Source organism: Roseateles sp. GW821-FHT09G09 (assembly GCF_059415965.1).
The window spans coordinates 22143-39062 of the sequence record NZ_JBWKOG010000016.1 but is presented as its reverse complement, the minus strand read 5'-3'; the positions used below and the strand labels follow the sequence as shown (position 1 = coordinate 39062).

Genomic DNA, 16920 nt, shown 5'->3' with positions numbered 1-16920 from the left:
CATCGTCAGGCTAATACACCGCCAAACCCCTCGATCAGCAATGATCGAGGGGTTTTGTCTTTTGCGGCTCCGGATTCCATGAGTGAGCTTCAGCAGGGGAATATCGTGGTCAAGTCGCTCGTGCTCGGCAATCCCCACCTATCCAGGTAATCGCGCTGACAGCCATTGCTTGATGCTCGCCCCTTTTGTGGGACTGTCTTTTCTCTCCTCTCCGAATAGACTGCGCTTCTCGTTTGGACGCTACGGGGAGCGTATGCAGCGATTCTGGAATAAGGTAGGGCTGTCTTCGCTTTTGGCGCCCGTGGTGATGGTCGCGTTGTGCTGGGGTCAACCGGCACAAGCGGTGGAAATCGCATCGGTTTCTCCGCAAGGTGAAGTTGCGCAGGTTCAGAATGTGGTCGTACGTTTCAAGGTTGCGACGACGCGGCTCGGCGATCCAGCGCTTTCCGATCCAGTTGCACTGCGTTGCGGAGACGCCGGTCCACACGGAAGGGGCCGCTGGACAAACGATCGAGAATGGATCTTCGACTTCTCACGGCCGCTGCCCGCCGGAGCGAAGTGCTCGGTTGTTGCAAGCGCTGATTTCCGACCGACTGCACCCGGTGCAGGCGTGGAATGGACCGGTCAGCGTGAATTCTCATTCCAGCTGGGCGCACCGACGGTAAGGCGCATCAGCCCCGGGGAAGGCGGCAAGATTGAGGAGGACCAACGATTCCTCCTGCAGCTTTCCGGCACGGCGAAGCTCGACACCATCGCGCCTCACATGTGGTGTGAGTCGAAAGCGCTGGGAGAGCGAATTCCAGTTGAAATGCGCGGTGTCTTGGAGCGAGATGAGCTGCTCCACACCTTGAAGCTGGACGAGGCGAAGGGGCAGAGCTGGATTCTTGTTGGGTGCGCTCGTCCTTTGCCAGCCGGCGCAGAAGCGACATTGGTCTGGGGGGCTGGCATCGCGGCAGCCGCCAATGAATCCGTCCGCACGCGAGCGGATCGGCGCTTCCGCTTTTCGGTGCGCGCGCCGCTGACCGCTGAACTCTCTTGTGAGCGCGAGCGAGCGAATGCGCCCTGCCTCTCGATTCGTCCCATCACGGTGAGTTTCTCCGAACCGGTCGCGCGGGAGATGGCGTTGAAGGTCAGGCTCAAAGCGAAGGACGGAGCCTCCGTGTCTGCCTTGACGCAGACCGACCCAGACCAGCAGTCTGCCAAATGGTTATCGACGGTGCGCTTCCCTGCGCCATTGGCCGAACAGCAAGAGTATCTGCTTGAGCTCCCCGCTGGCATCAAGGATGAGAGCGGGCGCCCTCTGTCCAATGCAGCCAGTTTCCCGATGAAGGTCCGGACCTCGGAGGCGCCTCCTCTGGCGAAGTTTGCCGCGGCGCCTTTCGGGATCGTCGAGTGGGAGCCAACTGGGCCCAGCCTGGTGCCTCTGAGCCTGCGGCACGTGCAGAGTGATCTGCAGCCGCGCGCCAGCGGGCATCTGCGAATCAGAAGGCTCACCGACGATATCGAGATCCTGCGTTGGTACGGACGGCTCTTCCGGCAGAACGAATGGGAGGACCGGAAGTTCGAGTGGTTGAAGGACGGATCCGACCTTCAATCCATGACCGTGCCTCCGCCGAATCCGGAGAAGGTCATCGATGTGATCGGCATTCCGCTGTCGCAGCCCGGATATCACGTGCTCGAGTTGAAATCGCCGCGCCTGGGACAGTCGCTACTCGATCCGATACAGCCGATGTTTGTGAGGACGGGGGCGCTCGTCACCAATCTCGGGCTGCATTTCAAATTGGGGAAGGACGACAGCCTGGTCTGGGTGACTTCACTCGACAAGGGCCGACCGTTGGAGGGCGCCCAGGTCTCGGTCTACGACTGCCGTGGCAAGGCGCTTTGGAATGGGCGTACCGATGCCCAGGGACTGGCACGCATCGATCGACCGAACCTCGATCGTGATGGCGGAGGGGGCCAGTGCATCGCCGAGTCAGGCCTGTTCATCACGGCACGCCACGCGCAGCCGGGGAAGGCATCGGATCAGTCGTTCATGTTCAGCGGGTGGAGTCGTGGCATCGAGCCCTGGCGCTTCAACGTGCCCATTGCATGGGGAGCCGAGCGCGCCGCGCGTGCCCACACCGTCACCGATCGTCCGTTGCTTCGCGCGGGCGAGACGCTGTCGATGAAGCACTTTTTCCGTCTGGAAACCGTTCAGGGCCTGTCGGACGCGACGCCGAATCAACTGCCGGACAAGCTTCGCGTGGTGTTCGAAGGCACCGGTGAAGACGTGGCCGCCCTGGACTTGCGTTGGCAGGGGGCCCGATACGCGCTGAGTTCATGGAAAGTGCCGGCGGAAGCCAAACTCGGCCGATATCGATTCGTCATGGAGCGTAGCGATTCGCGTGGTGGCCGACAGACCTGGGACAGCGGGGGCGTGCGTGTCGAGGAATTCCGAGTGCCGCTCGTCGATGCACGCCTTGTTCCGCCCAAGGCGCTTGTTCCCGGGGCCAAGGAGCTTTCGTGGGCTGCACAGTTGAACTACATGGCTGGCGGTCCGATGGCGAAGTCACCGGTGGAAGTCAGTGCCATGCTGCAGCCGCGTTGGACCAATTTTCCTGGTTTCGACGATTTCGCCTTCGAGTCGCCGTCGCGAGAGGGACCGCAGGATGCGGCACCGGGAGGTGAGGTGGACGAGGGCGACGGAGAGTCCACGGGCGACGCGCCTGGGACGAGCCGGCTGGTGCTCGACAAGCTCGCACTCCAGACCGACGCCAAGGGCGGCGCATCCTTCAAGGTTCCCTTGAAGGGCGGCATCGACCGCCCATTGGAGTTGCGTGTCGAACTGAACTACCGTGACCCTGATGGACAGACGCACACCCGTGCGGCTTCTCAGGTGGTCTGGCCCGCCGGCGTCGTCGTGGGCCTGCGCGCGGCGACCTGGGTGGCCAATGGCGAGCCCTTGTCAGTCCAGGCGGTGGCCTTGGATACCCAGGGAAAGCCCCTGGTCAACCAGAATATCAGCATCGGTGCACGCCAGATCCAGACGCTCAGCACGCGCAAGCGGCTGGTGGGAGGCTTCTACGCCTACGAGCACCAACGCAACCTGAAAGATCTTGGTGAGCTCTGCAGTGGCAAGACCGACGCGCTCGGGCTCATGCGTTGCGAGGTCAAGCTGAGTCAGGGCGGACAGATCGAGTTGATCGGGTCGGCCAAAGATGACGGCGGCCGCACTGCGCAGGCGGCCCGGTCGCTGTGGGTGACAAAGGCGGGCGAACTCTGGTTCGCGCAGGACAACGACGACCGCATCGACGTGATCCCGGAACGGCGACGTTATGAGCCCGGGGAGACGGCGAGGTTCCAGGTGCGCATGCCTTACCGCGATGCGACCGCGCTGGTGACTGTCGAGCGGGAGGGCGTGTTGTACAGCGAGGTGCGGCGCCTGTCGGGCCGGGATCCGTGGTTGGAACTGAAGATCGATCGGAACTGGACGCCGAATGCCTTTGTCAGCGTGATGGTCCTGCGCGGCCGACTGCGCGAGGTCCCCTGGTATTCGTTCTTCTCGTGGGGCTGGCGTGAGCCGACGAACTGGTGGCGGGAATGGCGCGCCTCCGGGGACTATCAGGCCCCCACCGCCATGGTCGACCTGTCCAAGCCGTCCTTCAAGCTCGGCATGGCAGCGATCGAGATTGGCCAGGCCAGGCACCGGTTGCAGGTCGAGGTTGTGCCGCAGCAGGCGCAGTACGGCGTGAGGCAAAGCGCGCAGGTGAAGCTTCGGGTGACCCAGGATGGCAAGCCGGTGCCGGATGCTCAGATCGCATTCGCGGCCGTGGATGAGGGCTTGCTGGCGCTCGCACCGAATTCGAGCTGGAAGTTGCTGGACGGCATGATCCAGACGCGTCCGTGGGGCGTGACGACCGCGACCGGGCACAGCGAGATCATCGGCCGGCGACATTACGGTCGGAAAGCGGTGGCCGCTGGCGGCGGAGGCGGCTTCGCCACGCGGGAACTGTTCGACACCCTGTTGACCTGGCAGCCGCTGGTGACGGTCGATGCGCAGGGCGAGGCGCTCGTGCGCGTGCCGTTGAACGATTCGCTCACGCGCTTCCGGCTGGTGGCCGTGGCCGACGCGCCGGGACAGCGCTTCGGCACGGGCGAGGGCAGCATCAACGTCAGCCAGGACCTGCAGCTGCTGTCCGGCTTGCCGCCGTTGGTGCGCGAAGGCGACCGGGTGCAGGCCATGCTCACGCTGCGCAATGCCACGACTCGCGCGATGGACCTTCGGGTGTCTCTGACCGGCAAGGCGAGCGGCGAGAGCGGCGAGCAGCCCGTGCCGATCGATCCACGAGTCGTGAAGCTGGCCCCCGGCCAGGCACAGGAACTGGCCTGGGACGTCGTGGTCCCGGAGGGCGTCCAACGCATCGTCTGGGAAGCATTGGCACAGGAGCAGGGGGGGAGCGCGAAGGATGCCATGCGGACCACGCAGGCCGTGCAGCCGGCAGTCCCCGTGCGAGTGTTGCAGGCGACGCTCCGTCAACTTGACGCGCCGATCAGCATCCCCGTCGCCGTGCCCGCGGATGCGTTGCCGGCCCAGGGTGTCAAACGCGGCGGACTCGAGATCGGTCTGCAACCGAAGTTGTCGACGGCTCTGCCGGGTATCCGTCGCTATTTCGAGCAGTATCCGTACACCTGCCTGGAACAGCAGAGCTCGAAGTACATCGCGCTGCATGACGCTGCCTCCTGGGAGGGCCTGATGGGGCAGTTGTCGACGTATCAGGATGCCGACGGACTCTTTGCCTACTTCCCGCTGTCGCGGCATCTGACGCAAGGCAGCGACGTGCTGACCGCCCATCTGCTCTCGGTCGCGCAGGAAGCGGGCCGGCCCTTGCCGGCCGCGCAACTGGGCAAGGCCCTCGAGGGGCTGGCCGCCTTCGTCGAGGGGCGACTGGAGCGTCGCCACTGGTCGCCTCGCCCGGATGACGAGCCTCGACGCATTGCGGCGCTCGCCACCCTGGCGCGCTACGGCAAGGCAACGCCGCGCCAATTGGGCACCGTGGACGGCCGAAACCTGGGCACCTGGCCGACCCATGTCGTCGTCGACTGGCTGGTCCTGCACCAGCGGATGGTCGATGCACCCGACCGCATCGCCCAGATCGCCGCCGCACAGAACCAGCTGCGGAGCCGCCTGAGCTTTGCGGGCACGACGCTGCGCTTCGTCAACGAAGAGTCCGACGCCTGGTGGTGGCTGATGGGCAGCGGCGACGCGACCGCGGCGCGTGCAATCCTGGCGCTGGTCGATGATCCGGGATGGAAGGAGGACCTGCCTCGGCTGGTCGTCGGCACACTCGCTCGCCAGGAGCGAGGCGCCTGGTTCAACACGACGGCGAACCTGTGGGGCGCCTTGGCGCTGGAGAAATTCTCGGCACGTTTCGAATCGCAGCCGGTGAAGGGAAAGACGGAGGCCAAGCTGGCCGGCGCCGGCGTGGCGCTTGATTGGGCAGCCAAGCCGGAGGGCGGGGCGCTGCGGCTGCCGTGGCCCGCCGCCGGCAATGGCACGCTGACCCTGACGCAGTCGGGCGAGGGCAGACCCTGGGCCACCGTGCAGGCCTTGTCCGCCATCCCGTTGAAGGCGCCGCTCAGTGCCGGCTACACGATCAGACGGACGATCACGCCCGTCTCGCAGAAGGCGGCGCCGCGATGGTCGCGGGGCGACGTGATGCGGGTGCGCCTGGAGATCGATGCAGCCGCCGACATGTCGTGGGTGGTGCTCAGCGATCCGCTGCCCACGGGCGCGGCGGTCGTCGAGGGCACGATCGACACGCAGGGCGAGCGCGCCGAGGGGCAGGCATGGCCCAGCTTCATCGAACGCAGCTTCACGGCGTGGCGCGCCTATTTCGGCTACCTGCCGCGCGGCAAGCATGTCCTCGAGTACACGGTCCGGTTGAACAACGCCGGACGCTTCCAGATGCCCAGCACGCGTGCCGAGGCGATGTATTCGCCGGACCGCTTCGGAGAGGTGCCGAACGCGACCATGGAGGTGCAGCCTTGAATCTGCCGGGCGCCGCGCATCTGCGCTGCCTGGCGCGATGGCGACGGGTGGTCGCCCTCGTGCTCCTTGGCGCAGGGGCCACCGCCGCGGTTCGGGCAGAAGCCTTGCCTTCGTTCTCACAAACGCGCGCTTCGCACCCGTTGTCGGACATCCAGCTGCTCGACCGCCGCGGCGAACCGCTGCAGACCTTGCGCGTGGATCCCCACCGCCGTGTGCTCGCCTGGGTGCCGCTGGACCAGATGTCGCCGTCGCTGCTGCAGGCGATGCTGCTGTCCGAAGACCAGCACTTCTACGAGCACAGCGGCGTCGACTGGTCGGCCGTCGCCGCGAGCGCCTGGGCCAACGTGTGGAACACCCGCACGCGGGGCGCGTCGACGGTGACGATGCAGCTGGCCGGCCTGCTCGATAGCGACCTGAGCCGGCGTGGCGGTCGCAGCGTGACGCAGAAGCTGGGACAGGCGTGGGTCGCCGGGCGGTTGGAGAAACGATGGACCAAGGCCCAGATCCTCGAGGCCTACCTGAATCGCGTGCCGCTGCGCGGCGAACTCATCGGCGTCCCCGCGGCAGCGCAGTCGCTTTTCGGAAAGCGGCCGGGTGGTCTCGATGCGCGCGAATCGGCACTGCTCGCTGCGATGCTGCGCGGGCCGAACGCGCCGGTCGAGACACTGGCGACGCGCGCCTGCGGCGTGCTGCGCGCGATGCGGCAGGGCTGCGACGGCCTCGTCGATGAGGTGGGGGCCGTGCTGCGGCGCAAGGGGCTGTTGCTGGCGGATGCGCCGCAGTGGGCCCCGCATTACGCGCGTCTCGCGCTTCGTCCGGAGGGGCCGCCGGCGCAACGCAGCACGCTGGATGCGACCTGGCAGCGGGTCGCGGTGCAGGCGCTGCGGCGGCATCTGGCGGAGCTGGCGGGACGGCAGGTCGAGGATGGCGCGGTGCTTGTCCTCGACAACGCGAGCGGCGAGGTTCGCGTCTGGGTCGGATCGAGCGGCAGTCAGCTGTCCGATGCGGCTCAGGTGGACCACGTGCTGGCGCGCCGCCAACCCGGATCGACGCTCAAGCCGTTCCTGTATGAGCTGGCGATCGAGCGCCGGCTGATCACCGCGGCAAGTCTGCTGGACGACTCGCCGGCGCAGGTCGCGACCGCGGCGGGCTTGTACCTGCCCCAGAACTACGACAAGCAGTACCGCGGCTGGATCAGCGCGCGCGCGTCGCTCGGGAACAGCCTCAACGTACCGGCCGTTCGGCTGTCGCTGATGCTCACGCCGGAGGCCGTCTTCGAACGGCTCAATGCACTCGGCCTGCAACTGCCGGAGACCGGCGGGTTCTACGGTCCGTCGCTGGCACTGGGAAGCGCGGACGTGACCCTGCTGGCGCTGACCAATGCGTATCGCGCGTTGGCGAACGGCGGACGTTATGCGGCACCGCGCCTGCCGCGGGACGTTCCCCGACCGGAGGGGGATGCCCGGCGAGGCGACTCCCGCCAGGTGGCCGATCCGAAGGCCAGTTTCATCGTCGGTGACATCCTGGCCGACAACAGCGCCCGTGCGCTGACCTTCGGACTGGCGAGCGCGCTGGCGCTGCCGTTTCCGGCGTCTGTGAAGACGGGGACGAGCAAGGACATGCGCGACAACTGGTGCATCGGCTGGACCAGCCGGTTCACGGTCGGGGTCTGGGTCGGCAATTCGAGCGGCGAGGCGATGCACCAGGTGTCGGGGGTGAGCGGCGCGGCCCCGGTGTGGCGCGAGGTCATGCTGGCGCTTCATGCGGGCGGTGTCCCGTCGGCGATCAGACCGCCGGCCGGCGTCGTTCCCCAGGACACGCGATTCGACGGCGGCCAGGAGCCCTCGCGGCGCGAATGGTTCGTGGCGGGCACCGAGCAGGCGGTCATCCGGGCTGCGGGCACCGCCGTGGCACTTCGCAATCCCATTGACGGCGCGATCTATGCGCTGGACCCTGACATCCCGCCGATGGCGCAACGCCTCCGATTCACTCATGAGGGGCGGCTCGAGCATGGCGCCGTCGCGGCCTGGCAGCTCGATGGCCGCGTCATCGGACGCGGCGCGTCCCTGGATTGGCTGCCGATGCCGGGGCGGCACGAACTGGCGCTGCTCGACGGAAACGGACGCGTGCTGCAACGCGTGCGCTTCGAAGTCCGGGGAGCGGGCCTGCGGCCAGCGCCCTCGCGCTTGTCCGAGGTCGACTCCCGTCCCCCCATTCCGCAAGTCAACCGTCCCAAGGCGCAGTTCGTCGCCGCGCCCTGGCGGCCTGAGAGCTGACTTTCGATACTCCTTCCATCGTCGCTAAGATGCAGATGTGCGCGGGGAGACCATGCAGAACCGACAACAACAAGCGCTGAACGCCAACCGGCCCCTGTGGAGGGTGCTGGGCGTGGCCGTGCTCGGTGCCGCCTTGTGGGTGCCTGCCGCGCCCGCCCAGGCGAGCGAAGTGGTCAAGCTGGCGCGCCTGCTGATCACGGGCAAGCGCCAGCCGAGCCGACCGCCCGCGCCCCAACCGGCCGCCCCGGATCGTGGCACCGAGTCCTCCGCGCAGCCTCAGAGCCGTGCGTCCGACGGCGAACTTCACGCCCAGACGCAGCGCCGCAGCGCCGACGGGGCGGTGATCTCGATGGATTGAGTGCACCAATCTGCCGCATCCAAGGCAGATTACTCCCCAACTCACGGCATCGCCGCACCAGCACCGCACTTCGTGCCTGATCGCCGTGCGATCAACGAAGTGAGTCTCGGAAACCGTGCGTTTCTCCCCCTGACAACGTCGTCAACGCGGGCCACACTGCCGCGCGTCGCCTCACGAGGGCGTGATCGTTGGGAGGAAAAGAGATGACGCAGGGTTCGAACAAGGTCTATCGGAAAGGCCTGCCGTTCAGCGCCGAAGTGGCCCCGTTGCTGGCCGCCATGCCGCTGCTGGAGGAATACCGCGAGCCGCTGCTGCGGCTGCAAGGCGCCTGGGACAGCCTCGCGCTGCTGGGGCAGATGAGCGGCGCAGCCACCGACATGGCCGACACCCGCACCGCGTTCGAGGCGCTCACGGGTCGCCTGCTGGACAGTCTGGCGCGCCGCCAGCTGCGGCATGCGGTCGGGCATTTGCAGGGGCGCTCACAGGTCGCGATCGACATCCTGGTGCGCAATCTTTTCGAACGGACCGCCGATGTCGGTTTCCTGGCCAGCGATGGTCCGCTGCGCGCATTGCTGCAGGCGGATGCGGCCGGAGAGGTCGACCCCGCCCAGGTTGAAGCGCTGCGCCGCCGCTTTGCCGCCTACGTCGCCAAGTACTCGGTCTACGACCAGGTCGTGCTGCTGGCCGCCGATGGCCGCCGCCTGGCGGCCTTGGATGAGTCGAGCTGTGCGCCCATCGTGGACGACCCGCGCCTGCGCGAGGCCTTCGAGCCCGGACGCGCCTTCGTCGAGGTGCACGGCCCCACCGGCGTGCTCGGCGGTCGCGGCGGCCTGATCTACGCGGCGGCGGTGAGCGGCCAGGAGGGCGCCGACGGCGGCGCACGCGGGCTGCTGTGCCTGTCGTTCAAGCTCGAGGACGAGATGCTGGGGCTGTTCCGCGCGTTGTGCGCCGGCGTGCCCCGCTCGGTGCTGGTGCTCAAGGATGCGCAGGGCCGCGTGCTGCTGACATCGGATCCCTGGCAGATCCCGCTCGGCGCGCCCCTGGCGGACGCTGGCGAAGCGCAGGGATGGCGACTGGACTTCGCCGGTCGCGACTATCTGTCCTGCGAAAGCGCGGCCAGCGGCTATGAAGGCTACTTCGGACCTGGCTGGCGGGCGCAGATGCTGCAGCCGCTGCAGCACGCCTTTGCGGACGCGCCGCCGGAGCGTCAGGGGGATCGTGCCCGGGATCTCGATACCCGCGAGCTGTTCGATGAAGAGCTGCGCAGCATCCCTGTCGAAGCGCGCCGCATCCAGCGCGAGCTGTCGCGGTCGTTGTGGAACGGCAAGCTCAAGAGCCGCGTGCACGCTCAGCCGGGCGCCCGGAACGGCGAGGCCGCCGCAGCCGCCCAAGGCGGCGGGAACGCCTTTGCGGTGACCCTGCTCAACGAAGTCGAACGCACCGGCGACCAACTGCGCCAGGTGTTCGAACGCGCGATCGCCCAGCTCGAGGATGGCGCGCTGGATGCGGTCTTCGACGGTGCCGGCTTCCGCGCGGAACTGGCGATCTCCATCGTCAACCGCAACCTGTACGAGCGCGCCAACGACTGTCGCTGGTGGGCACTCGACGCACGCTTGCAGCGGGCGCTCGCGATCGGCGACGCCGCATCGGCGCAAACGGTGCTCGCGAGCATCCACGCGCTCTACACCGTCTATTCGCTGCTGCTGGTCTTCGACAACGCCGGCCGGGTGATCGCCGTGTCGGACCCCGCCCAGGCGCATCACGTCGGACGCGCGCTGCAAGGTGACTGGGTCGCCGGCGCGCTTGGACTGCGCGACGCCAGCCAGTACGTGGTGTCGTCGCATGCGCCGTGCGGGCTCTACGGCGAGGACGGGCATGCGCCTTGTCTGGTCTACGCGGCCGGCGTGCCGCATCCGGACGGCGCGGCGATGGCCGGTGGCATCGCGATCGTGTTCGACGGCGCGCCGCAGTTCCGCGCGATGTTGCGTGCGGCGCTGCCGGATCATGCCGGCGCGGCGGCCTTGCTCGTGACGCGCGCGGGAGCGGTCGTCGCCAGCAGCGATGCGCGCTGGTCGCCGGGCGATCGTCTGCCGATGACGCCGCCCGCGCTGTCGGCCTTGCCCGCGGATCAGCACGTGACCGGCGAGCTCGAATTCGATGGCCGTGTTCATGCCTACGGGCTGGCGATGTCGGGCGGCTACCGGGAGTACCACCGCCTCACGCCGCCCGACGCGAGCGACCTGGCCGCGCTGGTCGTGCTGCCGTTGGGCGAGCGTCTGGCGGCCGGCGCGGCAGCCGACGCGGGCGCGCCGTCCGCCGCGTTCACGCCGATGCCGCCGGTGGGCGCCAAGACCGTGGACGTGGCCAGTTTCCTCGTCGACCACCAGTGGCTGGGCTTGCCCGCGATGCAAGTCGTCGCGGCGCTGGAGCGCCAGCGCATCACCGCCTGGCCCACGGCCCCCGCGGCGGTGCGCGGCATGCTCGGCTTCGAAGGCCGCATGTTGCCGGTGCTCGATCTCGGACAGCTGCTGTTCCACCGTCCCTGCGGCGACGAGGCGGCGCTGATGGTCTGCCAGACCGGCGCGGGTCAGCGCCTGGTGCTGGCGGTGCAGCAGCTGGGGCAGGTCTTCGTCGCCGGTGCCGAGCAGCTCCAGCCCAGCCCCACACGCCCGGGCTGGGCCGCGCAGGCCCAGGTGCACCTGCTCAAGGGTCATGGGCCGCAGATGCTGACCTTGCTCGACGGCGACGACCTCTGGCGCCTGGTCAACGGCGTGGTCGAAGCGCAGGTGCCCGCGCTGACCGTCGATTGACTGTCAATCGACCGTCGATTGACCGCCGATTGACCGCCGACCGGCTGTCGAGGGTGGTTCGAGGGACCGGTGCCGCCGGGCACCGGTCGTCGCCTGTGTCGTTCAGGCCGCGATCCGCTCGATCACGGGCGGCCGCGGATGCAGCCGCGCCATCGTGAGCGCGTCGACGTAACGTCCGTCGCGCAACGCGAAGGCCCGAAGCCGACCTTCCTGCTCGAAGCCGAAGCGCTCGTAGAGCCGGATCGCCCGCGCGTTGTCGGCGAACACGGTGAGTTCGATCCGCAGCACGCCGAGCCAGTCATCCGCCTGGCGCAGCAGCGCGTCCATGAGCGCCGAGCCGACGCCGCGTCCATGCGCGTCCGGATGCACGCCGATGCCCAGTGCCATCGCGTGCCGGCGTCGCACCTGCGGACCCGCCGCATGCAGTCCGGCGGACCCGAGCAGCCGATCGCCGTCGAATGCGAGCAACTGCAGTTCGCCGCTGTTCGTGTCCGGCACCTTCGAGAAGCGTTCGTGCCAGACCAACTCGGAGGTGTAGGGCACCTGCAGCAGCGACGGTTGGACGCCGGGATGTCCGAGCAGCTCGGCGTGCGCGCGAGCGTCGTCAGGACGCGGGCGGCGCAGCGTGAGGCCCTCGGCGATGCGCACGGCGTGGCGGCCGTGGACAGGCGCGAGGTCATCGGGGGAGCGGGGCGGATTCGTCGCGGTCTGCATCGGGGTTCTCCTGGTGGGATGGAAGGACCAAGGGCGGAAATGAACAAGGCCCGCGGGATGCGCGGGCCTTGTCGGGGGGAGTTCGGTGGATCGCTTCAGGACCGTGGGGTCCGGGATCCCGGAGGCGTCTGCCGCGTTCGACGCCGTCCCTCGTTGCGCGCGCACAGGTGCGCCTGCAGCGGATGCATGCAGCAGGACATCTGGACCCGGCGGAGGGGGCGGAGCGCGAAGGACATGCGGACCAGTATCTGGGTGACGCGAAGGACGCGTCAAGCGCGCACTCCGCGACACCAGTGGCGACGGCGCGACAATGGGGGTTTCGCCATTCCGTCGCGGCCGCAGCCGCGCGCCGCCTTCATGCCTCGACTGAGTTCCGTCGCTGCCGTCGCCACCCCGGCAGCTCCCGCCGCCGAAGCGCTCCCGCGTCCGAAGGGTCAGCCGCAGCCCTCCGAGCGCTTCGCACTGGCCGTGGACAAGAGTCCGATCGACGGGCTCGGGGTGTTCGCCGCCGAGTCGATTCCGGCTCGCCGCAAGATCGGCGAGATGCGCGGGGAGATCGTTCCCGTGCGCGAGGCGCGTCGGCGCATCGAGGGCCGGCGCCGGATCCACGTGGTCGAGGTGACCGACAAGACGGCCATCGACGCGACGAAGTCGGACTGCGCGCTGCGCCACGTGAACCACAGCTGCGCGCCCAACGCGGTGCTGCGCATCCGGCAGGGCCGGGCCGAGTTCTACGCGATCCGCGACATCGATCCGGGCGAGGAGATCTGCGCCGACTACGGCGAGAGCCACCACGAGGGCCGGTTGCGCTGCCGTTGCGGCGCGCCGAATTGCAAGGGCCGTCTCTGAGCCGGGCGGCGCGTCGTCGCCGACGGCTGGAATGAGAAACGCCGGCTCGAGGCCGGCGTCAGTGACAGGCGGGTCGAGTCCGCCGCCGAGGGTCCTGATCCGTGGATCAGTGCGTCGTGTCCGGATCCGCGGTCAGTCCGGAGATCGCTTCCTTCAAGACACGCTGCTGCATCCAGAACAGGCGCAGGTCCTGCACGGTGAACAGCATGTCGTCGATCAGCGCGTTCTGGTCGATGCCTTCCGGCTCCTCGTAGGCGCGCTGGACGTATTCGGCGCGCGGCGTCGAGTCCTCGGCCAGCGTCACGGCCTCGATCGCTTCCAGCATGGCCTGCAGATCGTCGGCACCGTCACCGGCGGGCAGCGTCCACGCGGTCGAATCGTCGACCGCCTGCAGGAAGCCCTGCGCCCACATCGCGCCGGGCGCGGGCATGCGCTCCAGCAGTTCCGCCGTGATCGAGCCTTGCGCGACCAGTTCGGCCTTGGTCTCCTCGTCGAACTCGGAGATCAGCGGCGTCAGGTGCATCTGCTCCGGCGCTTCGAGCAGCGGCTGCGGTTCGAGGCTGTCGCCGATCTCGTTCCAGCGCACATGCAGCGCTTCCATGAACGCGTCGGTCAGGTCCTGCTCGTCGAGGCCGGCCGGCCAGTCCTCGCCGAACAGCGCGTCCATCGCCTGGATCGGTGCCGCATCGGACGGGCCGACACGCAGGGCGGTCAGGTAGCCGTCCATCGTGTCCAGCGTGATCGCGGGCGCATCCGGATCGGCCTGTCCGGCCAGCACGGCCAGCAGCTCGCCGAGGCGCTGCGCGTTGTCGACGTCGATCGCGTCGCCGAAGTCGTCGTCCATCGGGGTGTCAGTCATGGTTGCTCCAGTGGCTTGAAACGACAAGGGCCCGACCGGGGCCCTTGAAGAGGTAGTTCGTCGTGACTCCGGGGCCAGCGGTTCGATCGCCGCCCGTTTGGCTGCACACAGGGCTGCACGAAGGGCTGCCCGTGTCCCGGAGTCTGTTCGAGTGTGATGTCAGACGCGTTCGCCGACCCAGGCCTGCACGCTCGCCAGCGCGGCGGGCAGGGCCTTGGCGTCGGTGCCGCCGGCCATGGCCAGGTCCGGCTTGCCGCCGCCCTTGCCGCCGACCTGCTGCGCGACGAAGTTGACCAGCTCGCCGGCCTTCACTTTGCCGATGCTGTCGGCGGTCACGCCCGCGGCCAGCTGGACCTTGTCGCCGTCGACCGCGGCCAGCACGATCGCGGCGGTCTTGAGCTTGTCCTTGAGCTTGTCCATCGTCTCGCGCAGCGTCTTGGCATCGGCGCCGACCAGCGTGGCCGCCAGCACCTTCAGGCCCTTGACGTCGACGGCCTGCGACAGCAGTTCGTCGCCCTGCGCGGACGCCAGCTTGCTCTTGGCGGCGGAGAGTTCCTTCTCCAGCGCGCGGAGCTGCTCCAGCACCGCGTGCACGCGCGGCTCCAGCTCGGCCGGCGCGGCCTTCAGCGTGCCGGCGACGGCCTGGACGGTCGTTTCCAGCGACTGCAGGTAGTGCAGCGCGTTGTCGCCGGTCACGGCCTCGACACGGCGGATGCCGGCCGCCACGCCGCTCTCGGCGACGATCTTGAACAGACCGATGTCACCGGTGCGGCGCACGTGCGTGCCGCCGCAGAGTTCCTTCGACGAGCCGATGCTCAGCACGCGCACGGTCTCGCCGTACTTCTCGCCGAACAGCATCATCGCGCCGCTCTTCTGCGCGTCGTCCAGCGCCATGACCGCGGCCTGCGTGTCGGCGTTGGCCAGGATCTCGGCGTTGACGATCGCTTCGACCTTGCGGATCTCCTCCGCCGTCATCGGCGCGGTGTGGGCGAAGTCGAAGCGGGTGCGCTCGGCGTTGACCAGCGAGCCCTTCTGCTGGACGTGCGCGCCCAGCACTTCGCGCAGCGCCTTGTGCATCAGGTGGGTGGCGCTGTGGTTGCGGATGGTCTTCGCGCGGCGCTCGGCGTCCACCTTCGCGGCGAAGACGTCGCCGACCTTGACCGTGCCTTCGGCGACCTGCGCGTGATGACCGAACACATCGGCCTGGATCTTCAGCGTGTCGTCGACGACCAGGCGGGTCGTCGCGTTGCGCAGCTCGCCGGCGTCGCCGACCTGGCCGCCGCTTTCCGCGTAGAACGGCGTGTGGTCCAGCACGACCACGACGTCGTCGCCCGCGTCGGCGCTCTGCACCGCGCTGCCGTCGACATACAGCGCGACGACCTGGGCCTCGTCACGCGCCAGGTGGTCGTAGCCGTGGAAGGTCGTCGCGGCGCCGGTGTAGGCCAGGCCCTGCGCCATCTTGAACTTGCCCGCTTGACGGCCGCGGTCCTTCTGCTCTTCCAGCAGGCGGTTGAAGCCGGCCTCGTCGACGGTCACGCCGCGTTCGCGGCAGACATCGGCGGTCAGGTCGACCGGGAAGCCGTAGGTGTCGTGCAGCTTGAAGGCGGTCTCGCCGTCGATCTGCGTCGCGCCGCCGGCTAGCGCCGACTCCAGCAGTTCCATGCCGGTGGCGATGGTCTTGAAGAAGCGTTCCTCTTCCTGCTTCAGCACCTCGGTGACGCGCGCCTCTTCGCGGCGCAGCTCGGGATAGGCCTCGCCCATCTCCCTGGCCAGCGCGGCCACGAGCTTGTGGAAGAACGGGGCGCGCGCGCCCAGCTTGTAGCCGTGGCGGATCGCGCGGCGGGCGATGCGGCGCAGCACGTAGCCGCGGCCGGCGTTGCCCGGGATCACGCCGTCGACGACGGTGAACGAGCAGGCGCGGATGTGGTCGGCGATGACCTTCAGCGACGGCGATGCCTTGTCGCAGTCGCCGCCGTTGGGCGTCGCCGCGTCGACGCTCTGCTTGGCCGCGGCCAGCAGGTTCACGAACAGGTCGATCTCGTAGTTCGAGTGCACGTGCTGCAGCACGGCCGCCAGACGCTCCAGGCCCATGCCGGTGTCGACGCTGGGCTTGGGCAGCTTGTGCATCACGCCGTCTTCAGTCCGGTTGAACTGCATGAAGACGTTGTTCCAGATCTCGATGTAGCGGTCGCCGTCTTCATTGGCCGAGCCCGGAGGGCCGCCGGCCACGTCCGGGCCGTGGTCGTAGAAGATCTCGGTGCAGGGGCCGCAGGGGCCCGTGTCGCCCATCATCCAGAAGTTGTCGGACATGTAGCGGCCGCCCTTGTTGTCGCCGATGCGCACGATGCGCTCGGCGGGCACGCCGACCTGCTGGTTCCAGATCTCGTAGGCCTCGTCGTCCTCGGAGTACACCGTCACCCACAGCTTCTCGGCCGGCAGCTTGAAGTGCTCGGTCAGCAGTTCCCAGGCGAAGCCGATGGCGTCCTTCTTGAAGTAGTCGCCGAAGCTGAAGTTGCCCAGCATCTCGAAGAAGGTGTGGTGGCGCGCGGTGTAGCCGACGTTGTCCAGGTCGTTGTGCTTGCCGCCCGCGCGGATGCACTTCTGCGCCGTGGTCGCGCGCGAGTAGGCGCGCTTGTCGAAGCCCAGGAACACGTCCTTGAACTGGTTCATGCCCGCGTTGGTGAACAGCAGCGTCGGGTCGTCGCCGGGCACGACCGGGCTGGACGCGACGATCTGGTGGCCCTTGGACTCGAAGAACTTCAGGAAGGTGTGGCGGATCTCAGCGGCTTTCATGCCTGTCCTTTGCTTGATGGGCCTGGCGGGTCGGGGTGGCGCAGACGACGCTGCGACATGAATCAGTTGCTTGAACCGGTTTGTGGATTCAGTTTGTATCTTCGCGGGTGCGCGGTTTGCCGCGCTTCCAACTGCGCTTGCTGCCGGAACGGCGGGGCCTGGCGCTTGTTTTCGCGAAGCTTTCGATTATAGGAGCCGGGGCCGTTGACACGCTGTTGACATGGCGGTCACGG

8 protein-coding genes are annotated in these 16920 nt (G+C 68.2%); 5 read left to right on the top strand and 3 right to left on the bottom strand.

What is annotated here, in order from left to right; all coding sequences use genetic code 11:
* Window positions 1-253 precede the first annotated feature (253 nt).
* From AC07O8_RS26965 to AC07O8_RS26950, 4 genes are all read left to right on the top strand, one after another.
* The gene (locus AC07O8_RS26965) at window positions 254-6028 is read left to right on the top strand and encodes an alpha-2-macroglobulin family protein (protein ID WP_495050976.1); all 5775 of its coding nucleotides are present in this window, start codon (window positions 254-256) and stop codon (window positions 6026-6028) included.
* Window positions 6029-6075: 47 nt separating this feature from the next.
* Window positions 6076-8304, top strand: a complete 2229-nt coding sequence (gene pbpC / locus AC07O8_RS26960; RefSeq protein ID WP_495050979.1) for a penicillin-binding protein 1C — start codon at window positions 6076-6078, stop codon at window positions 8302-8304.
* A 52-nt stretch (window positions 8305-8356) separates the two neighbouring features.
* Window positions 8357-8662 carry a hypothetical protein gene (locus AC07O8_RS26955; protein WP_495050975.1) on the top strand — a complete coding sequence of 102 codons (306 nt, stop codon included), beginning with the start codon at window positions 8357-8359 and terminating at the stop codon, window positions 8660-8662.
* 203 nt (window positions 8663-8865) lie between these two features.
* Window positions 8866-11472, top strand: a complete 2607-nt coding sequence (locus AC07O8_RS26950) for a chemotaxis protein CheW (protein ID WP_495050974.1) — start codon at window positions 8866-8868, stop codon at window positions 11470-11472.
* A 102-nt stretch (window positions 11473-11574) separates the two neighbouring features.
* On the opposite strand, the gene AC07O8_RS26945 is transcribed toward AC07O8_RS26950, so the two are convergent.
* On the bottom strand, window positions 11575-12186 hold the full coding sequence (locus AC07O8_RS26945) for a GNAT family N-acetyltransferase (protein WP_495050973.1): 612 nt from the start codon (window positions 12184-12186) through the stop codon (window positions 11575-11577).
* Window positions 12187-12543: 357 nt separating this feature from the next.
* On the opposite strand from AC07O8_RS26945, the gene AC07O8_RS26940 reads away from it, so the two are divergent.
* Entirely contained in the window at window positions 12544-13035 is a 492-nt protein-coding gene (locus tag AC07O8_RS26940; RefSeq protein ID WP_495050972.1) for an SET domain-containing protein, read from the top strand.
* A gap of 106 nt (window positions 13036-13141) precedes the next feature.
* Here AC07O8_RS26940 and AC07O8_RS26935 read toward each other — a convergent pair whose 3' ends face one another.
* A complete protein-coding gene (locus AC07O8_RS26935; RefSeq protein ID WP_495050971.1) occupies window positions 13142-13894 on the bottom strand; it encodes a UPF0149 family protein in 753 nt (250 codons plus the stop codon).
* 159 nt (window positions 13895-14053) lie between these two features.
* On the bottom strand, window positions 14054-16687 hold the full coding sequence (gene alaS, locus AC07O8_RS26930; RefSeq protein WP_495050970.1) for an alanine--tRNA ligase: 2634 nt from the start codon (window positions 16685-16687) through the stop codon (window positions 14054-14056).
* Window positions 16688-16920 lie beyond the last annotated feature (233 nt).